Source organism: Pseudarthrobacter sp. LT1 (assembly GCF_035621795.1).
GTDB lineage: Bacteria > Actinomycetota > Actinomycetes > Actinomycetales > Micrococcaceae > Arthrobacter.
In genome coordinates, this window is the sequence record NZ_CP141830.1 from 1,360,061 (window position 1) to 1,378,723 (window position 18,663).

Here is an 18,663-nt window from a genome sequence, read left to right on the forward strand (position 1 = left end):
CACGGCCGGGCCCACAAGGCCGCGTGCAACTGGATCAGGATGTTCCCCATGCTTCCCTCTCTTGTCCCACTACTCCCGATGGAAAATGACTGGATCACCTTCGACATACCGTCGCTGGCCCAGAACTTCTGGAGTGCCACGTTTGACGGCCTCACGTTCGGGGCCATTTATGCGCTCGTAGCGTTGGGCTACACCCTGGTTTACGGCGTCCTGAACCTCATCAACTTCGCCCACTCGGAAGTGTTCATCGTTGGCTGCTACGCCGTCTTCTTCACCCTCAGCAGCCTTGGCTTCGGCCCCTCAGCTCCCCGGCTCGACATCTGGGCCATCATCCTGAACCTGTTGCTGGCGCTGGTCCTGGCCATGGTGGCGTCAGCCGTGACAGCCTTCCTGCTGGAGCGGATCGCCTACAAACCCCTGCGGCAACGGAACGCGCCCCGCCTGGTCTTCCTGATCACGGCCATTGGCGCTTCCTTCACCATCCAGTACCTCATTTACCTGTGGCGTGGCCCCAGCCCCGAACTGGCCCTGACCATGTTCCGGCCCACCCCCATTTTCGACGTCTTCGGTACCATCATCGATTCGCAGCAGCTGGTGATCATCATCGCCGCCGTGATCATGATGGTGGGCATCGACAGGTTCATCAGCAAGTCGCGCACGGGCCGCGGCATCCGGGCGGTCGCCCAGGACCCCGACACCGCCACGTTGATGGGCGTCAACAAAGAGCGCATCATTATTACCACCTTCGTCATCGGAGGACTGCTCGCAGGAGCCGCCGCCTTGTTCTACGTCATGAAAATCCCGTCCGGTGTCCAGTACAGCGGTGGTTTCGTCCTGGGCATCAAGGCGTTCGCTGCCGCGGTGCTTGGCGGCATCGGCAACGTGCGCGGTGCACTGCTGGGCGGACTGCTCCTTGGCCTGATCGGCAACTACGGCCAGATCCTGCTGGGCAACTCGCAGTGGACCGACGTCGTGGCGTTCGTGGTGCTGGTGCTCGTGCTGCTGCTGCGGCCCGAGGGCATCCTGGGAACCTCCCTTGGAAGGAGCAAAGCATGAGTATGACGGACGGCCCCACGCCGCTGCAGACAGCCGCGGCCGAGCAGGCAGCAGAGGAACGCGAAGCATCGTCAAAAGCGCCGGGCAGGAGCACACTCCGGCAGCAGGGCAAACGCAAGCCCGGCTACTTCTCCGACCGCTGGCACGCCCTGTCCCGCCAACAGCAGTGGGCCTTCCTGGTCATCGTGGTCGTCCTGGCCTACCTGCTGCCGCTGCTCAACCCGCCGATCATCACCACTGAACCCGGCAACAACTTCGCCCTGGCCTGTTTCGACATGGCACGCTTTGCGCTGATCGCCGTTGGCCTCAACATCGTGGTGGGGTACGCCGGCCTCCTGGACCTTGGCTACGTCGCCTTCTTCGCGGTGGGTTCGTACGTTGCCGCCATGCTGACCAGCCCGGATTCGCCCTACCTGCACATCCCTTACCTGTGGACGCTTCCGGTGGCCATGGCAGTCACCATGTTCTTCGGCGTCATGCTGGGCGTGCCCACACTCCGTCTCAGGGGCGACTATCTCGCCATCGTGACGCTCGGCTTCGGCGAGATCATCCGCATCCTGGCCACCATCATTCCTGCCATGAAAGGCCAGGTGGGTTTCCAGAACGTCGGCCACCCGCCGGGTGACGGGGCTGACGGAACGCCGATCTTCTCCAACTCAAACGGTGTGCCCTGGTACTGGCTGACCTTGACCATCATCATCATCGTCACCCTCCTGGTGGGCAACCTGGAACGCAGCCGGGTAGGCCGCGCCTGGATTGCCATCCGCGAGGATGAGGACGCCGCGGAAATCATGGGTGTTCCCACCTTCAAGTACAAGGTGTGGGCCTTCGCGATTGGTGCTGCCGTCGGCGGCCTTTCCGGAGCACTCTTCGCCGGGCAGGTGGGGTTCGTCAACAACCAGAAGTTCGACGTCACAACATCCATCCTGTTCCTCGCCGCAGTGGTGCTGGGCGGGGCCGGCAACAAGGTGGGCGCCATCCTGGGTGGAGCCCTGGTCAGCTACATCCCGTTGAGGTTCACGGCCATCGCCGAATACAAGTACCTGATCTTCGGGATTGCGCTGGTGCTGATCATGATCTTCCGTTCCCAGGGACTTCTGCCCGCACGGCAGCGGCTGCTGGCGTATGGCAGGACGGCACTTAATAAGGTCACCAGCCGCGACGGCACGGAGCCGAAAGACCCGAACAATCCACCAGCCGGCCCCGGGACGCATGCGACCGGACAGAGAGGAGCGGAGGCATGAGCTCCGAGGAAAGGCACGCGGGCTCCAGCAGTGTGGAGGAGCAGTTGGCCCAGGACAGCACAGGCCAGGACAGTACGGTTCAGGACGGTTCGGCGGCCCCCGTCGCGCCGGAGCTGGACATCGAGGCCCTCGCCGAAGCAGGAGTGGACCAGGAATTGGCCGAGAAAGTGGCCCCGGACCGCGATATCGCGGTCAAGGTGGGCGACAACATTGTCGAGGTGCAGAACCTGACCATCAAGTTCGGCGGCCTGGTGGCACTGGACAACATCAGCTTCAACATCAAGCGTGGCGAGATCCTGGGCCTCATCGGGCCCAACGGCGCCGGCAAGACCACGTGCTTCAATGCGATGACCGGCGTGTACAAGCCCACCAGCGGAAAAGTGGTGCTGGAGGGGCAGGTCCTGAACGGCATCAAGCAGCACAAGATCACCCGGCTGGGCCTGTCCCGCACGTTCCAGAACATCCGCCTGTTCGGGGAAATGACAGCCCTGGAGAACGTGGTGGTGGGCCTGGACGCGCGGCACCGGACCAGCGTGGGCGGAGCACTGCTTCGCCTGCCCACCCACATCAAGGAGGAAAAGTCTGCCATTGAGCGCGGCATGGCCCTGCTGGACTTCGTGGGCATCGGCAGCCATGCGCATGTCCTGTCCCGGCAACTGCCGTACGGCTACCAGCGGCGGCTTGAGATTGCGCGTGCCTTGGCCACTGATCCAAAGGTCCTCTGCCTGGACGAGCCGGCTGCCGGCTTCAACCCGGCCGAAAAAGAGGAACTGATGGCGCTGATCCGCACCATCAGGGATGAGGGCTACACCGTGCTGCTGATCGAGCACGACATGAAGCTGGTCATGGGTGTGACAGACCGGATTGTCGTACTGGAATTCGGGAAGAAGATCGCGGACGGACTGCCGCGGGAGATCCGTGAAGACCCGCGTGTTATTGCTGCTTACCTAGGGGAGCCTGAAGATGACGTTGCTTGAACTTGAGGGAGTGTCCGTCCACTACGGCCGCATCCAGGCCCTTCGGGACATCTCCTTCACCGTCGACGAAGGCGAAGTGGTGGCGCTGATCGGTGCCAACGGTGCCGGCAAGACCACCACCATGCGGACCATCTCGGGCCTGCTGAACTGCTCCGAAGGCAGGATTACTTTTGAGGGCCAGGACATCACCAAGATGAAGGCCCACATCCGCGTGGTGCACGGAATCTCCCAGGCCCCCGAAGGGCGCGGCATCTTCCCGGGGATGACCGTCATGGAAAACCTCGACATGGGAACGTTCGGTCGCAAAGACAGAAGCGGCGTAGCGAAGGACCTGGACCGCGTCTTCGACCTGTTTCCGCGGCTGAAAGAGCGGGAAAAACAGTTCGGCGGCACGATGTCCGGCGGTGAGCAGCAGATGCTGGCCATCGGCCGGGCTCTCATGTCCAATCCGAGACTGCTGCTGCTCGACGAGCCCTCCATGGGCCTCGCCCCACAGTTCATCCGCCAGATTTTCAAGATCATCAAGGAAATCAACAACCAGGGCACCACGGTCCTGGTGGTGGAGCAGAACGCCAACCAGGCTCTGGCCGGGGCGCACCGCGCCTTTGTGCTGGAGACGGGGGAGATCACCCACAGCGGCACGGGCAAGGAACTGTTGGAAGATCCCACCGTCAAGGAGGCCTACCTGGGCGTGGGTTAGTTCCCGGTGGGGCCCGGTGCGTCCAGGGACGCAACGGTCACGGTTCGGTTGCAACCGGGCCCCTTGGGAACTTTCCCGGCGGCCCCCGCGTGGGAATTGGTAGCGTAACAACAAGCTCATCACCCACCCCACAATGGAGGAATCCCGCAATGGCACTTGGCGGCAACCCGATCTTCAACGGAAAGAGTTTCCGTGGAGCCACCCAGGCACCGCCTGTACCGCAGGCCCCTTATGGCGCTCCCTATGGCCAGCAGCCCTACGGCCAGCAACCGTATGGCCAGCAGCCCTACGGCCAGCAGGGCTGGGGCACGCAGCCCCAGAGCATGACTGATGAACAGCTCCGGCAGATGTACAGCCAGCCCTCGGCTGGCCCCGCCGACACCGGCCGGATGACGTTCGACGACGTCATCATGAAGACCGCCGCATGCCTCGGCGCCGTGGTGGTGGGCGCTGCCATCACCCTCACGGTGGCGCAGCAGCTGGCCTCCATGCTGATGATCGTCGGAGCCTTGGGCGGCTTCGTCCTGGCGCTCGTGAACACGTTCAAGAAGCAGCCTTCACCGGCACTGATCCTGGCCTACGCGGCATTGGAAGGTCTCTTCCTCGGCGGCCTGACCCGGATCCTGGACGGCATGTTCCCCGGCGTCGGGCTGCAGGCCGTGATCGGCACGCTCTCAGTGTTCGCCGTGACCCTGCTGCTGTTCAAGAGCGGCAAGGTCCGCGCCACCCCGAAGGCCATGCGGTTCTTCATGATCGCCATCATCGGCTACGCCGTGTTCTCCCTGGTCAACATGGTGATGATGTGGACCGGCGTCCTGCAGCAACCCTTCGGCATGCGCAGCATTGAGATCTTCGGCATCCCGCTGGGCGTCTTCATCGGCCTGTTGGCCATCGGCCTCGCCGCCTTCTCGCTGATCATGGACTTCACCAGCATTGAGGAGGGCGTCCGCAATGGTGCCCCGCAGCGCTTCTCCTGGACGGCCGCCTTCGGCCTGACCGTCACGCTGGTCTGGCTCTACGTGGAGATCATCCGCCTGCTGGCCATCCTGCGCGGCGACGACTAGGCACACCGGCAACTTCCGCCGTCGTACGTTAACCAACCGTGGGCCCCACCAAACTGGTGGGGCCCACGGCCGTTAACGTGCCCCTGACGGACCGCGCCTGCCTAGGCGATCCGCATGGCGCCGGCGGCGGGGGAGACGGTGAAGATCTCAGGCGCCGCGAAGCCGGCGTCGGCAAAAGCCCCGGCGACAGCGTCACGCACCTTCTGTTCCGCGTCCACCGGCGTCAGGGCAATTGCTGCCCCGCCGAAGCCGCCGCCCGTCATGCGTGCGCCGATGGCGCCGTTGGCACGGGAGGTGTCCACGGCCAGGTCCAGTTCCGGGCACGAGATTTCGAAGTCGTCGCGCATGGAGGCGTGGCTGGCGTCCAGCAGCGGGCCGATGGCGCCGGGACCGGGGCCGGCCAGCAGCTCCACGGTCTGGAGCACCCGGTTGTTCTCGGTGACCACGTGCCGCACGCGACGGAACGTGACCTCGTCCAGCAGCCCGCTGGCTTCCTCAAGGTCCGCCACATCCAGGTCCCGAAGGGCCTTCACCCCCATGACCTCCGCGCCCAGCTCGCAGGATGCCCGCCGCGAGGCGTAGCCCCCGTCGGCGTGGGAGTGCGACACCTTGGTGTCGATCACCAAGAGCACCAGGCCGGCGGGTCCGGTCTCAAACGGAACGAGGCGCGCCGTCTGGTCCCGGCAGTCCAGGAACACTGCGTGGCCTTTTGAACCGCGCAGGGATGCGGACTGGTCCATGATGCCGGTGGGTGCCCCGACGAAGTCATTCTCAGCCCGCTGGGTTGCCAGCACCATGTCCTCGGCCTCCAGCCCGGCGCCCGTGAGGTCGTTCAATGCGGTAATGACGGCACATTCAATGGCGTGCGACGACGACAGGCCGGCGCCGAGCGGAACGTTTGAGTCCAGGAGCAGGTCCAGCCCGGGGACGTCGATCCCCCGTTGCCGCAGCGCCCACACGACGCCCAGGGGGTACTTGGTCCAGCCCTTTGCCGTTCCCGGCTGCAGGGCTTCGAGTTTGGTGCTGACCACCCCCTGGTCGCCGTACGTGGACAGCAGCCGCATGGTGGCGTCCTGCCGCACGGCGACGGCCACCCGCGCGGTACGGTCGATGGCGAAGGGCAGGACGAAGCCTTCGTTGTAGTCCGTGTGTTCGCCGATGAGATTGACCCGGCCGGGCGCCTGCCACACGCCGTCGGGAGCGCTGCCGAACTCCTGCTCAAAGCGGGCGCCCAGGTCCTGCGGTGTGGCAACTGCGGCCTGGTTGTTGTTCTGGTTCCGGGTGGTCACGCGGAGGCTCCTTCCGGGGTGGCTGCGAGGGCGGCAGCTGGCGTGGACGACGGCGGGACGGCAACATTGCGGAGCCGTTCCGCCACGCTTTCGGGAGTGGTGTCATTGATGAAAGCGCCCATGGCTGCCTCCGACCCGGCCAGATACTTCAGCTTGTCGGCTGCCCTGCGAGGAGAGGTCAGCTGCAGGTGGAGGTATCCCGCCGGCCGCAGGACGTCATCCAGCGGGGCTTGGTGCCATGCGGAGATGTAGGGAGTGGGCGTGGGGTACAGGGCGTCGACCCGCTTGAGCAGGTCCAGGTAGACATGCGCCAACTCATCCTTTTCTTCCCCGCCCAGGGCGGCGAGGTCGGCGACCTGGCGGTGCGGCACCAGGTGGATTTCCAGGGGCCACCGGGCTGCGAAGGGCACGTAGGCGCTGAAGTGCGTCCCTTCCAGCACCATCCTGCTGCCGTCCTCCCGCTCGGCGCGCAGCAACGAACCGGTCAGGGTGTCCCTGCCGTCCCTTGCGTCGTAGTACTTCCGGGCCGCAGCACCCAGGACGCCGGCTCGGGGCGTGACGTAGGGGTAGGCGTAGATTTGCCCGTGCGGGTGGTGCAGCGTAACGCCGATGTCGGCGCCGCGGTTTTCGAACGGGAAGACTTGCTTGACCCCCGCCATGGCACTGAGGGCAGCGGTACGCTGCGACCAGGCTTCAATCACGGTCCGGGACCGCTCCTGGCTCAGCCCGCTGAAGGATCCGGTGTGGTCCGGGGTGAACGACACCACCTCGCAGCGGCCGTACGCAGGGCCCTTCGTTCCCCATCCGGCATGCTCAGGGACCGGCCCCAGCGCCGGTCCCAGGGAGGGGAACCGGTTCTCGAAGACCACCACGTCATAGTCCGCGGCAGGAATCTCGGAAGCATTCCCGGGAGTGGTGGGACAGATGGGGCACTGGTCTGCCGGCGGAAGGTGGGTGCGGGCCTGGCGGTGGGCGGCAACGGCTACCCATTCGTCCGTCAGCGCATCGAAGCGGACCTCGCCCGGTTCCCCCCGCGGCGGCAGGCCGCGGTGGTCGGTGGTGAGGTTGCCGGTGCGCGGGGTGCTGGTGCCGGCGTCATCGAAATAAATCAGCTCCCGGCCGTCGGAGAGTCTGGTGCTGGTAATCCCTGTCATGCAAAAAGTGTGGCACAAGCGATCAGAAAAGAATAGTTAACAACAAAAAGTAACATGACGCGGGATGGAGGTGTGGCGCCGCCCGTTGTACGGTAATCCCCATGACTGCCTCTTCCCCACAGGAAACCTCCGTTGCATCCACGCGGGCCTGCGCCACCGGCCGGCAATACGAACTGCGCCGGGGTGATGCCGTGGCCGTGGTCACCGAGCTCGCCGCCGGGCTGCGCTCGTTCAGCCGGGGCGGGGTCCTGCTGACCGAGACCTACGGGGACGATGAGATCTCCCCGGGTGGGGCCGGCATCACGCTCGCCCCCTGGGCCAACAGGGTGGAGGACGGGCAATGGTTCCTCGACGGCAGGAAACAGCAGCTGGACATCACCGAGGTATCCCGCAACAACGCCAGCCACGGCCTGCTTCGAAACGCCGGCTATGCCCTGGTGGGGGAGTCCCCGCACGCCGTGGCGCTGGAAGCGGTCGTCTTCCCGCAGCACGGCTACCCCTTTCTGGTGCGGCACCGGGTGGACTACCAGCTGTCCGAAGACCTCGGGCTGCGCGTCCGGCAGACCCTCACCAATGACGGGACGGCGGCAGCGCCTTTCGTCCTCGGCGCGCACCCCTACCTGCGGGTGGGTGACACTCCGGTCGAGGAACTGAAGCTGACAGTTGCCGCCGACACGCGGCTGGTGACCGATGAGCGCTTGATTCCGCGCAGTTCGGCCCCTGTCGACGGGGACGTTGACTTCCGTCCAGGCCGGCACGTCGCGGACCTTGCCGTGGACGTGGCCCTGACGGACCTCCGCTTTGAGGGCGGCGTGGCCCGGCACATCCTTGCAGCGGGTGACGGCAGTGCGGTGTCGCTGTGGCAGGACGAATCCTGCCGGTACGTCCACATCTACGTGAGCACCGTGTATCCAGGCCGGACCCGGGCCGTGGCGGTGGAGCCAATGACGGGGCCGGCCAACGCCTTCAACTCCGGTGACGGCCTCCGGTGGCTGCCTGCAGGGGAGTCCTTCAGCATGGAATGGGGGATCGACTACACACCCGGCGCGGGCCGGTAGTTTGCATTGGGCCACCGCTGGGGAAGTATTGGGATATGACGCCAAAAGAGGACGACGTTACCCTTGCCCACCCAGCACCGGTCCAACCGGCTCCCGCGCCGGCGCCGGCCGCGGCCGCACCCCTGAGGGTCCTGACGGACCGTGAGCTGGACAAGGACATACCGTACGGCATCCGCATCGCAGCTTCCTGGTCGTGGCGGCTCGGCCTGATCCTCCTGATGGCGGGAACGCTGGTGTGGCTGCTTAGCCACATCACCCTCCTGATCATTCCGATCATGGTGGCCGCACTCCTCGCCGGTCTGCTGAGCCCGGTCACGGCATGGCTGAAGCGGCGGGGGCTTCCCGCGGGACTGGCCGTCGCAGTGACAGTCCTTGGCTTCATCGGCGTCATTGCCGGTGCACTGGCCCTGGTGGGCAGGCAACTTGTGGTCGGTTTCGGCGAACTGTATTCCCAGGCGCTTGAGGGCGTCCGGCAGGTCCAGGACTGGCTGTCCGCCGGGCCTCTGCACCTGACCGCCGCACAGATTGACCAGTACATCAAGGAAGCCACCGACGCGCTGCAGAACAACAGCAGCAGCATCCTTAGCGGCGCCCTGTCCTTCGGCAGCACCGCCGGCCACTTCGCCGCCGGCATGCTCCTCTCCCTGTTCATCCTCATCTTCTTCCTCCTGGAAGGTGACCGGATCTGGGCGTTCCTGGTCAGGATGCTTCCCCGGAAGGCCCGGGCGGCGACGTTCGGTGCAGGCCGCAAGGGCTGGGCGTCCATGGTCAGCTACGCCCGCATCCAGATGTTTGTCGCGGCTGTCGACGCGCTTGGCATCGGCGTTGGCGCCGCCATCATCGGTGTCCCGCTGGCGCTTCCCCTGGGCGTGCTGGTGTTCCTCGGCTCCTTCATCCCCGTGGTAGGTGCCCTTTTGACGGGCGTCGTCGCCATTCTGCTGGCCCTGGTGGCCAACGGCCCCATCAACGCCCTGATCATGCTGGCCATCGTCCTGCTGGTCCAGCAGCTTGAAGGCCACATCCTGCAACCCCTGGTCATGGGCAAGGCAGTATCGCTGCATCCGGTGGCAGTCATCCTCAGCGTTGCGGCCGGCTCCTACCTCGCCGGGATCCCCGGCGCGCTGTTCTCCGTGCCCATCCTGGCCGTAGCAAACTCGGCTGTTCGCTACATCGCCGCCAGAACGTGGGAACATGAACAGGTGCCGGTAATTGCCGGGAAGCCCATTACGGCCGGAGCGGGCGGGGACAACACCATCGAGGACGTTGAGCCGCCGTCTGCACCTGGTTCGGGGCGGGACGCGGCGTCCGGCACCCCAGCTGAACACCGTGATGCCCGTGCTTCCTCCCCGGAAGGCGCCGGAGCAGAACCCAAAGGAGAGTAGTCCGTGAAGATCCTTGAAACCCTTCCCGTCACACTGGACGATGTCCTTGAGGCGCAGAAGCTGCTTGACGGGATCATTGCGCGCACGCCCGTGGAATCGTCCCGGGCGCTGGGGGGCATGGTGGGCGGGGACGTCCATTTCAAATGCGAAAACCTGCAGCGCGCCGGCTCGTTCAAGGTCCGCGGTGCCTACGTCCGGATGGCCCGGCTTTCGCCGGAAGAGAAAAAACGGGGCGTGGTGGCGGCGTCGGCCGGCAACCACGCACAGGGCGTTGCCGTTGCCGCCAAAAGCCTCGGCATCAAGGCCCGGATCTACATGCCGCTGGGCGTAGCGCTGCCCAAGCTTGCCGCCACCCGCAGCCACGGTGCCGAAGTCATCCTCCACGGGCACAACGTGGACGAGGCGCTCGCTGAAGCCCAGCGCTACAGCGATGAAACCGGCATGGTCTTCGTCCATCCGTTCGACAATGTGGATGTGGTGGCAGGCCAGGGGACCGTGGGCCTGGAAATCCTTGAGCAGGTCCCCAACGTTGACACAGTCCTCATGGGCGTGGGCGGCGGCGGGCTCCTTGCGGGGGTCGCCGTCGCCATCAAGGCCCGCGCAAGGGAACTCGGCCGGGAGATCCGCATTATCGGCGTCCAGGCGGAGAACGCCGCCGCGTACCCGCCCTCGCTTGCCGCTGACGCCCTGGTACCGCTTAAGCGGGTCTCCACCATGGCGGACGGCATTGCCGTGGGGCGCCCGGGACAGCTGCCTTTCAGCATCATCCGCGAGCTGGTGGATGACGTGGTCACCGTCAGCGAGGACTCTCTGGCCCGCGCGCTGATCTTCCTGCTCGAGCGGGCCAAGATGGTGGTGGAACCGGCCGGGGCAGTGGGCGTGGCAGCCCTCATGGACGGCAAGATCGAGAACCCGGGATCCACGGTGGTGGTCCTCTCCGGCGGAAACATCGACCCCATGCTGATGCTCAAGGTCATCCAGCGCGGCCTCTCCGCCGCAGGGCGCTACATGACCGTTCGGATGATGCTTGATGACCGCCCCGGCTCCCTGGCAACCATTGCCCGCATCATCGCCGAAAATGATGCCAACGTCACCGGCCTGGACCACACCCGGGTGGGGGGATCCATCAGCATGGGCGATGTCTCGATCACCGTGAACCTGGAGACCAAGGGCCACCAGCACGGTGAGCAGGTCCTCAGTGCCCTCCGTGCTGAGGGTTTCCAGCCGATCGTTGTGCACTAGGACCGGCCATGGCCGGACCGGGCAGCGGACTGACGGGTAACGGAGGCGGCCCGGCGCGGCAAACCATCGCCGCGCGCGCCAAGGGCGGCCTCGTGGTTCTGGGCGGCTTCGTGGCCCTGCTGTTCGCCATCGAGGTGGTCAACACGCTGATGATGGGCGCCCTCACGCGGACCTTCGGCCTGCGGCCCAGGAGTGCCGACGGGCTGCTGGACATCTTCACCTTCCCGCTCCTGCATGCCAACCTGAACCATCTGCTGTCCAACAGCCTGCCCCTGGTCATCTTCGGCTTCCTCGTGTTCCTCTCGGGGCTCCGTGTGTTCCTCACCGCGCTGGCGTTCAGCTGGCTCGGCAGCGGAGTCACCGTCTGGCTTATCGGCAACGGTGTCACGGTGGGCGCGTCCGGCCTGGTCTTCGGGCTCTTCGCGTTCCTTTTGGTGCGTGGGTTCTTCAACCGCAGCTGGCGGCAGATCCTGCTCGCGGTGGTCCTCTTCATGGGGTACGGGAGCATCCTCCTGGGCGCCCTGCCGTTTGTGGCCGGCTACGTAAGCTGGCAGGCGCACCTGGGCGGCGCCGCGGGCGGGGTAGTGGCGGCATTGCTGCTTCGTCCGCGCCTCCCTGCGCTCCCTCGGGAGTCCTGACCGCCAGTCCTCCCCGACGGCGTGCCCGGGCGGTCCCTACGGTGCAGACAGAAAGCGGCGGCCGTCCCAGTGGGGACGGCCGCCGCTTTTGCTGGACCGGCTTGCTGCTTGTCCTGGCGTTACCCGGCGTAGGGCTTGGCGGAGAGGATCTCCACCTTGATGTCCTTGCCGTTCGGTGCAACGTAGCTGAGGGTCTCGCCCTCCTTGTGCCCCAGGATGGCCGCACCAAGGGGGGACTTCTCGCTGAAGACATCCAGGTCCGAGTCGCCGGCGATTTCGCGAGACCCCAGCAGGAAGGTCTCCTCATCCCCGGCGATCCTGGCAACCACGAGCATGCCGGGCTCAACGATGCCGTCATCGGCAGGCGCTTCACCCACATGGGCGTCCCGGAGCAGGACCGTCAGCTGGCGGATGCGGGCTTCAATCTTGCCCTGTTCCTCCTTGGCCGCGTGGTAGCCCCCGTTTTCCTTGAGGTCCCCCTCTTGCCGCGCTGCTTCAATCTTCTGGACGATCTCCGCCCGGCCTGCGCCGGAAAGGTGGTCCAGCTCTGCCTTCAGGCGGTCAAAAGCTTCCTGGGTAAGCCAGGCTGCAGATGCGCTGTTGGTGGTAGACACGGACTTCTCCTCTAGTGGTCCTACATGCAAAAGACCCCGCCACGGTGGCCACTTGTGGAACAGTAACCAGCTCAGCGGGGTAAAGGTATCTCTCCATTGTAGTCAATCCCTTGGAGATAACCCAACAAGCAAGCGTCGCGCATCACATCCCTTACGACTCCCCGCCGGGAATCCAGCAGCTGTCCACCACGCCGGACACGGACGCCGACTCCGTGCGCAACGTGACGCGCTGGGCGACTGTCCGGCCGCCGTCGGGCGTTGAGTCCGCCGCGGACGGCGGGATGTCCACCACTTTCCAACCCACCACGGCAAACTTGGCGTCCAACGCCTTCACGGCGCATTTGACGGGCTTGGCCGGTTCCCGGGTCACCTGGAAGTCGACTTCGGCGAGGGTGGCATCGGCGGTGCTGTAACCCACGTCCTTGAACGACACCCCGGAGAGCGAATTGGACGTGGTCACCCAGGCCAGGAACCCGATCCCCACGGCCAGCGCGACGCCGATGGCCAGCCGGGCTGCCTTGGGGGAAAGCCGGCGCTTTTTAGCACCATACCGATTGGCTAGGCTAGTGTCTGCGGGCACGGATTGGGCCGGCTGGTCCGGGGAAGTCACCAGACCAGTTTAGTGCCCATTCCGCCGGCGCTTTCGCGGTGGCACCAACTGCCGGCAAGGCGCGGCGCCCGCCCGCATCACCCGTAAGCTGCCCCAGAGCCGCTAAAGACAAAATTAAGGAGCCGTCCCCTCCATGACAGCGCCCAGCAAATCCCAGGTGCCGCTCCGGCTGCTCGCGGTCCACGCCCACCCGGATGACGAATCCAGCAAGGGTGCTGCGACCATGGCCATGTATGCATCCAACGGCGTGGATGTCCTGGTGGCAACCTGCACGGACGGCTCCCGCGGCGACATCCAGAACCCGGCAGTTGAAGGTGAGCCGCATCCCAAGCGGGACATGGCCGGCGCGCGCAGGCTGGAGATGCAGCGGGCCGCCGCCATCCTGGGCATCCGCCAGCGGTGGCTGGGCTTTGTAGACTCCGGCCTCCCGGAGGGCGACCCGCTCCCGCCCCTTCCGGCCGGCTCCTTCGCCACCCTGCCCCTGCAACAGGCGGCCGCGCCCCTGGTGCGGCTGGTCCGGTCCTTCAAGCCGCACGTCATCCTCAGTTATGACGAGAATGGCGGCTACCCCCACCCGGACCACATCATGGCCCACAGGGTAGCCGTGGAAGCGTTTGAGGCAGCGGGGGATCCGGAACGCTACCCGGACGCGGGGGAGGCGTGGGAGCCCAGCAAGCTCTACTACGACCGGGCCTTCAGCCCGGAGAGGTTCCGGGCACTGCACTTTGCGCTCGAAGAGGCAGGTCTGCAGTCCCCGTATGCCGAGCGCCTGGCCGCGTGGCTGGAGTCCGATGCGGAGGGGCACACGCCACCTCCTGCCGCGCACCCCACCACCACCCAGGTGGACTGCGGCGACTTCTTCGAAATGCGCGACGACGCACTGCGCGCCCACCGCACGCAGGTGGACCCGCTGGGTTTCTTCTTCGCGGTTTCGCCGGACATGCAGCGCCGGGTCTGGCCTTGGGAAGACTACTCCCTGATCCACTCCCGGGTGCCGTCCGAACTCCCCGAGAAGGACCTGTTCGCCGGGCTAAGATAGACAGGCAGGCCATTTCTATCTTGTGTAGAAGACGGGTGCGGCGACGGGCCGTTCCGTCCGCATCCTGCTGCATCCGTTCCACCAGAAGGTATTAACCGTGCATTCTCTGCTCCTCAGCCTCGCCACCACGCCGAGCCCGCTGCCCACTCCGACGCTCCGGGACGGAATATCCGAGGACCAGGTAACGCCGGGCCTTCTGGGGTTCATCATGACGGCCTTCTTTGTTGTGGCCACCGCCCTGCTCATTGTGGACATGGTGCGGCGGATCCGCAGGGTACGCTACCGCGCCCAGGTGGAGGAAGAGCGCCTGGCCGCCGCTGCCGCGGCAGACGTTGACGCCGCAGACGCCCATGATGGGCTCGACGACGGCACCCGCCAGGCAGCGCCGGACGCCAACGGAAACGGCCCGGCAGACGGGCTCCCGCGGCCCCGCGAGTAAGAGGGTCCCCGCCGCCTGGGCGGCTTTAGGCGAGGACCGCCAGCGCGATCGCCACGAAGTGGGCTGCGAAGGCAAACACGGTGAACGCGTGGAACAGTTCGTGGAAGCCGAAGTGGTAGTAGCTGAAGTTGGGCTTCTTGAGGGCGTAAAAGACAGCGCCCGTGATGTAGAGGACGCCGCCCACGCAGATCAGCACTGCTGCCGGAATGCTGGCCTGGAAGAACTGCGGCAGGTAGAACAGCGCGCCGCAGCCCAGCGCGATGTAGATCGGAACGTAGAGCCAGCGCGGCGCATCAGTCCAGAGCAGCCGGAACAGCACTCCGAGGATGGCTCCGGCACAGATCACCCACAGGAGCACCACAGCCTGCTGGCGTTCCAGCAGGGTCCATGCCAGTGGCGTGTACGTGCCGGCGATCACCAGCATGATGTTGGTATGGTCCAGCCGCTTCAGGATGAGCTTGACCCGCGGGGACCAATTGCCGCGATGGTAGACGGCGCTGACACCGAACAGCAGAACGCCGGTGGCAGCGTAGATGGCAGAGGTGACCCGGCGGTCAACCGTGGGGGCGAGGACAACCAGGATGACCCCTGCGGCAAGTGCCAGCGGGGCCGTGACGGTGTGGATCCAGCCGCGCCATTTGGGCTTGACCATCAGTAGTTCCGCCAGGCGGACCGCGGCATCATCCACCGCGCTGGGCTCCGGATCCTGGCTGGAGTTCCAGTCCTCGGGCCGGGGCGCCGGGGAGGCCTGCGGGGAGTCGCTGTTCATGGCACCAGAATAACTTACGGACCGGTAAGTTACTGATCGGTAACATACTTTCAGGCCTGTCATGAGGTCCTCCCCGTCCCGGGGTGTCCCGGGCGGTAGCCTAGGATGTGGATGTAGGTACGGTAGGAAAGTCAGGTGAGTGGACGCGTGGAGTTGCCCGGGTTCCTCTATGGCTATTACGAGCGCCGGCTGCTCAAGGACCTCCCGCGCGACCGCATTCCCCGGCACATTGGTGTGATGGTGGACGGAAACCGGCGCTGGGCCAAGCAATTCAATGCCCCCACCGCCCAGGGCCACCAGGCGGGTGCGGACAAGATCCACGAATTCCTGGGCTGGTGCCAGGAGCTCGGCGTCAAGGTGGTGACGCTGTACATGCTCTCCACGGACAACATGAACCGCTCCAGCGAGGAACTGGACCTCCTGATGGGGATCATCGCCAACACCCTGGACCGGCTGGACGAAGACGCGAACATCTCCGTGCATGCCATGGGTGCCCCGGAACTGCTTCCGGACTATCTGGCCGAGCGGCTGAACAAACTCACGGCCAGGACTCCTGTCCGGGAAAAGATCCACGTCAACGTGGCAGTGGGGTACGGGGGCCGCAGGGAGATCGTCGACGCCGTCCGTGAACTCCTGCATGACGCCGTCGCCAAGGGCACGGACATTTCCAGGCTCGCCGATGACCTGTGCGTCGATGACATTTCCCGGTACCTGTACACCCGGGGCCAGCCGGATCCGGACCTGGTGATCAGGACGTCGGGGGAGCAGCGCCTCTCCGGCTTCCTGATGTGGCAAAGCGCCTACAGCGAGTTCTACTTTTGCGAGGCCCTGTGGCCCGCCTTCCGCAAGGTTGACTTCCTCCGCGCCCTGCGGGACTACGCCGGGCGGCAGCGGCGCTTTGGCACCTGAACCCCGCGGTTCATCACGGGTTCATACATCCGCCGGAGAAATCGCCGCCAAATAGTTGCGGAAATGACCCGGAGTGGATTTACGTTATATCCATCAGCAGGCAAAACCGCCGGCTGATCGGGGAGGCCAGTACATGGAGCGAAACATCGCACCGGGTGTATGGGAGGCCGGATCCGGCCTCGTGGCCGAGCCGCCTCACCAATAACAATTCCGGGCTGGCGCCCGGGGCTGGAGTCGATGTGGCTACTTCTGAACAACTGCCCGAGGTCCTGGTTGGACAGGGCGGAAAAGCTACCTCTCGCGCCGAGCGAGCCACCTCTGTGACCGGCGCAGCAACTGATGCTGCGGCCGGTCTTGCCGTCTCCGGAAGGGAAGCCGACATCCACACCTTCGTCATCGACACCTCCGTCCTGCTCTCCGACCCGCGGGCACTCCTGCGCTTCGCCGAACATGAGGTGGTGGTCCCCGTCGTGGTCATCACCGAACTCGAAGCCAAACGGCACGATCCGGAACTGGGCTATTTCGCCCGGAATGCCCTGCGGCTCCTGGACGACCTCCGGGTCAAGCACAGCGGCCTGAACCAGCCCCTGCCCATCGGGAATGAGGGCGGCACCCTCATGGTGGAACTGAACCACATCTCCACAGAGGTGCTCCCGCTGGGCTTCCGCAGCGGGGACAATGACAGCCGCATCCTCGCCGTCGCCAAGAACCTGGCCAACGAGGGGCGCAACGTCACGGTTGTCTCCAAGGACCTGCCCATGCGCGTCAAAGCATCCGCCATGGGGCTTACTGCCGACGAGTACCGGAACGAGCTGGTCAAGGACTCCGGCTGGACCGGCGTTGCCGAAGTCGAGGCGGACGAACAGGACATCGCCACCCTCTACGGCCACGAACCCGTCTTCATCCCCGCCGCCGCGGAACTGCCCGTCAACACCGGGCTGGTGCTGCTCTCCAACCGCGGCTCCGCACTGGGCCGGGTGGGCGCCGACAAGCAGGTCCGCCTGGTCAAGGGCGACCGTGACGTGTTCGGCCTCCACGGCCGTTCGGCCGAACAGCGGCTGGCCATCGACATGCTGATGGATCCCGGCGTGGGCATCGTATCCATCGGTGGCCGCGCCGGCACCGGCAAGTCGGCACTGGCCCTCTGCGCGGGCCTCGAGGCTGTGCTGGAACGCCGCGAACACCGCAAAGTGATCGTCTTCCGGCCCCTTTTCGCGGTGGGCGGCCAGGAACTCGGTTACCTGCCGGGTTCCGAGTCCGAGAAAATGAACCCCTGGGCACAGGCAGTCTTTGACACCCTGGGCGCCCTGGTCAGCCAGGAAGTGGTGGAAGAGGTCATGGACCGGGGCATGCTCGAGGTCATGCCTCTCACCCACATCCGCGGACGTTCCCTCCACGATGCCTTCGTGATCGTCGACGAGGCCCAGTCTCTCGAAAAGAACGTCCTCCTCACCGTCATGAGCCGCATGGGCCAGAACTCCAAGATCGTGCTCACCCACGACGTCGCCCAGCGTGACAACCTGCGCGTGGGACGCCACGACGGAATCGCCGCCGTCGTCGAAACCCTGAAAGGACATCCCCTCTTCGGCCACATCACCCTGACCCGCTCGGAACGTTCACCGATCGCGGCCCTGGTGACGGAACTCCTGGAGGGCTGACCTCACCTGAGCAAGGGGCCGTGGCCGGGTTCGCCGGGCCACGGCCCTTGTGCGTGACCGGGGTTGCGTCCGCGGGACTGCTGCCCTTCGTGCGTGTCCTTGGCCGGGTTCACCAGGCCACGGCGAAGGGCTCGAGGCGGACGAACCCGGCCACTGCCCGGCAACTCAACGCACGCTGAGGAACTTCGCCGCTGCTTCGTGGCCCTCGACCTGCAGCTCCCAGTCCGGGCGGTTGAAGGTTTCCGGGGTGAGGCGGACGTGCTGGAGAGTTTCGACTTTTGTGCCCCAGGCTTTGCGGGTGGTGCCGTTGAGTTCGTAGCCGAGGGAACGGGAGACGCCCAGGGAGGCGCTGTTCCAGGCGGCGGCCTCCGACTCGGCGACTTCCGCGCCGAGCCACTCAAAGGCCCACAGGACGACGGCGGCACGCATCTCCCTGCCCAGTCCCCGGCCCTGGACGGACTTCTTGAGCCAGGAGCCGGTGGCGACAGTCTTCAGCACCGTGAAGTCCTTGGCACCAACGTCCTGGCACCCGATGAACTGCCCTTCATGCCAGATCCCCAGGAGCAGCGTCCAGTGCTCCGGCGTGAACTCCCCGCGGCAGCGCCAGTACCAGCGGGCCATATTGGAGCCCAGTTCGTCACCGGGCAGCTCGGTCCACGGCGTGCTGAACGGGTTCGTGGCGGGGTCGTGGATTCCGCTGCGGGCGGCGTCGACAGCCGCCGGGATGTCCTGGTCGGTGATGGGCCGGAGCTCCAGCCGGGGCGTGGTCAGCCTGAGGTCGAACAGGGGCCAGATGGAGCTCATCGTCGTCATCCGCGAAG

General features: G+C 65.7%; 19 protein-coding genes. 13 read left to right on the top strand and 6 right to left on the bottom strand.

Annotated features, from left to right (window positions below; genetic code table 11):
- Positions 1-48 precede the first annotated feature (48 nt).
- The 5 genes from VIK36_RS06500 (at position 49) to VIK36_RS06520 (ending at position 5,041) form a co-directional block, all read left to right on the top strand.
- Entirely contained in the window at positions 49-1,056 is a 1,008-nt protein-coding gene (locus VIK36_RS06500; RefSeq protein WP_159632548.1) for a branched-chain amino acid ABC transporter permease, read from the top strand.
- Positions 1,053-2,300 (top strand): branched-chain amino acid ABC transporter permease, encoded by a 1,248-nt coding sequence (locus VIK36_RS06505; RefSeq protein ID WP_324644557.1) that lies wholly within the window; start codon positions 1,053-1,055, stop codon positions 2,298-2,300. Before VIK36_RS06500 ends, VIK36_RS06505 begins: the two co-directional genes overlap by 4 nt.
- Positions 2,297-3,277, top strand: coding sequence for an ABC transporter ATP-binding protein (locus tag VIK36_RS06510; RefSeq protein WP_255174856.1), 981 nt, complete (start codon positions 2,297-2,299; stop codon positions 3,275-3,277). Before VIK36_RS06505 ends, VIK36_RS06510 begins: the two co-directional genes overlap by 4 nt.
- Entirely contained in the window at positions 3,270-3,977 is a 708-nt protein-coding gene (locus tag VIK36_RS06515) for an ABC transporter ATP-binding protein (protein WP_369693215.1), read from the top strand. The genes VIK36_RS06510 and VIK36_RS06515 overlap by 8 nt, the downstream gene beginning before the upstream one ends.
- 149 nt (positions 3,978-4,126) lie before the next feature.
- Positions 4,127-5,041, top strand: a complete 915-nt coding sequence (locus tag VIK36_RS06520) for a Bax inhibitor-1/YccA family membrane protein (RefSeq protein ID WP_255174858.1) — start codon at positions 4,127-4,129, stop codon at positions 5,039-5,041.
- A gap of 101 nt (positions 5,042-5,142) precedes the next feature.
- On the opposite strand, the gene galK is transcribed toward VIK36_RS06520, so the two are convergent.
- Entirely contained in the window at positions 5,143-6,330 is a 1,188-nt protein-coding gene (galK, locus tag VIK36_RS06525; RefSeq protein WP_324644558.1) for a galactokinase, read from the bottom strand.
- Complete coding sequence (gene galT / locus VIK36_RS06530; RefSeq protein ID WP_324644559.1) at positions 6,327-7,484, bottom strand: galactose-1-phosphate uridylyltransferase; 1,158 nt, start codon at positions 7,482-7,484, stop codon at positions 6,327-6,329. The genes galK and galT overlap by 4 nt, the downstream gene beginning before the upstream one ends.
- Before the next feature lie 101 nt (positions 7,485-7,585).
- Here galT and VIK36_RS06535 point away from each other — a divergent pair, with 101 nt between their 5' ends.
- The 4 genes from VIK36_RS06535 to VIK36_RS06550 are packed head-to-tail and all read left to right on the top strand — an operon-like array spanning position 7,586 to position 11,804.
- On the top strand, positions 7,586-8,542 hold the full coding sequence (locus VIK36_RS06535) for an aldose 1-epimerase family protein (RefSeq protein WP_324644560.1): 957 nt from the start codon (positions 7,586-7,588) through the stop codon (positions 8,540-8,542).
- A 35-nt stretch (positions 8,543-8,577) separates the two neighbouring features.
- On the top strand, positions 8,578-9,924 hold the full coding sequence (locus VIK36_RS06540) for an AI-2E family transporter (RefSeq protein ID WP_324644561.1): 1,347 nt from the start codon (positions 8,578-8,580) through the stop codon (positions 9,922-9,924).
- A gap of 3 nt (positions 9,925-9,927) precedes the next feature.
- On the top strand, positions 9,928-11,166 hold the full coding sequence (ilvA, locus tag VIK36_RS06545; RefSeq protein WP_159632540.1) for a threonine ammonia-lyase: 1,239 nt from the start codon (positions 9,928-9,930) through the stop codon (positions 11,164-11,166).
- Between the two features lie 8 nt (positions 11,167-11,174).
- Positions 11,175-11,804, top strand: a complete 630-nt coding sequence (locus VIK36_RS06550; RefSeq protein WP_324644562.1) for a rhomboid family intramembrane serine protease — start codon at positions 11,175-11,177, stop codon at positions 11,802-11,804.
- A 119-nt stretch (positions 11,805-11,923) separates the two neighbouring features.
- Here VIK36_RS06550 and greA read toward each other — a convergent pair whose 3' ends face one another.
- Together greA and VIK36_RS06560 are read right to left on the bottom strand one after the other, a co-directional pair.
- Positions 11,924-12,418: a transcription elongation factor GreA gene (gene greA / locus VIK36_RS06555; RefSeq protein ID WP_159632538.1), complete on the bottom strand. Its 495-nt coding sequence runs from the start codon at positions 12,416-12,418 to the stop codon at positions 11,924-11,926.
- A 151-nt stretch (positions 12,419-12,569) separates the two neighbouring features.
- Positions 12,570-13,028 carry a DUF4307 domain-containing protein gene (locus VIK36_RS06560; RefSeq protein WP_324644563.1) on the bottom strand — a complete coding sequence of 153 codons (459 nt, stop codon included), beginning with the start codon at positions 13,026-13,028 and terminating at the stop codon, positions 12,570-12,572.
- A gap of 133 nt (positions 13,029-13,161) precedes the next feature.
- Here VIK36_RS06560 and mca point away from each other — a divergent pair, with 133 nt between their 5' ends.
- Positions 13,162-14,067 carry a mycothiol conjugate amidase Mca gene (gene mca / locus VIK36_RS06565; protein WP_324644564.1) on the top strand — a complete coding sequence of 302 codons (906 nt, stop codon included), beginning with the start codon at positions 13,162-13,164 and terminating at the stop codon, positions 14,065-14,067.
- A 97-nt stretch (positions 14,068-14,164) separates the two neighbouring features.
- Positions 14,165-14,506, top strand: coding sequence for a hypothetical protein (locus tag VIK36_RS06570; protein ID WP_324644565.1), 342 nt, complete (start codon positions 14,165-14,167; stop codon positions 14,504-14,506).
- Between the two features lie 25 nt (positions 14,507-14,531).
- On the opposite strand, the gene trhA is transcribed toward VIK36_RS06570, so the two are convergent.
- The gene (trhA, locus tag VIK36_RS06575) at positions 14,532-15,275 is read right to left on the bottom strand and encodes a PAQR family membrane homeostasis protein TrhA (protein WP_324644566.1); all 744 of its coding nucleotides are present in this window, start codon (positions 15,273-15,275) and stop codon (positions 14,532-14,534) included.
- Positions 15,276-15,422: 147 nt separating this feature from the next.
- Here trhA and VIK36_RS06580 point away from each other — a divergent pair, with 147 nt between their 5' ends.
- Both VIK36_RS06580 and VIK36_RS06585 read left to right on the top strand, forming a co-directional pair.
- Positions 15,423-16,184, top strand: coding sequence for an isoprenyl transferase (locus VIK36_RS06580; protein ID WP_255175547.1), 762 nt, complete (start codon positions 15,423-15,425; stop codon positions 16,182-16,184).
- A gap of 239 nt (positions 16,185-16,423) precedes the next feature.
- Positions 16,424-17,842 carry a PhoH family protein gene (locus VIK36_RS06585; protein ID WP_324644567.1) on the top strand — a complete coding sequence of 473 codons (1,419 nt, stop codon included), beginning with the start codon at positions 16,424-16,426 and terminating at the stop codon, positions 17,840-17,842.
- Positions 17,843-18,007: 165 nt separating this feature from the next.
- On the opposite strand, the gene VIK36_RS06590 is transcribed toward VIK36_RS06585, so the two are convergent.
- Complete coding sequence (locus tag VIK36_RS06590) at positions 18,008-18,655, bottom strand: GNAT family protein (protein ID WP_324644568.1); 648 nt, start codon at positions 18,653-18,655, stop codon at positions 18,008-18,010.
- Positions 18,656-18,663: the final 8 nt, after the last annotated feature.

Coding starts and splice junctions, on each gene's coding strand:
- VIK36_RS06505 (WP_324644557.1), top strand. CDS start 1,053: ATGAGTATGACGGACGGCCCCACGCCGCTGCAGACAGCCGCGGCCGAG.
- VIK36_RS06510 (WP_255174856.1), top strand. CDS start 2,297: ATGAGCTCCGAGGAAAGGCACGCGGGCTCCAGCAGTGTGGAGGAGCAG.
- VIK36_RS06540 (WP_324644561.1), top strand. CDS start 8,578: ATGACGCCAAAAGAGGACGACGTTACCCTTGCCCACCCAGCACCGGTC.
- galT (WP_324644559.1), bottom strand. CDS start 7,484: ATGACAGGGATTACCAGCACCAGACTCTCCGACGGCCGGGAGCTGATT.
- VIK36_RS06590 (WP_324644568.1), bottom strand. CDS start 18,655: ATGACGACGATGAGCTCCATCTGGCCCCTGTTCGACCTCAGGCTGACC.
- VIK36_RS06520 (WP_255174858.1), top strand. CDS start 4,127: ATGGCACTTGGCGGCAACCCGATCTTCAACGGAAAGAGTTTCCGTGGA.
- VIK36_RS06550 (WP_324644562.1), top strand. CDS start 11,175: ATGGCCGGACCGGGCAGCGGACTGACGGGTAACGGAGGCGGCCCGGCG.
- mca (WP_324644564.1), top strand. CDS start 13,162: ATGACAGCGCCCAGCAAATCCCAGGTGCCGCTCCGGCTGCTCGCGGTC.
- trhA (WP_324644566.1), bottom strand. CDS start 15,275: ATGAACAGCGACTCCCCGCAGGCCTCCCCGGCGCCCCGGCCCGAGGAC.
- VIK36_RS06535 (WP_324644560.1), top strand. CDS start 7,586: ATGACTGCCTCTTCCCCACAGGAAACCTCCGTTGCATCCACGCGGGCC.
- VIK36_RS06500 (WP_159632548.1), top strand. CDS start 49: ATGCTTCCCTCTCTTGTCCCACTACTCCCGATGGAAAATGACTGGATC.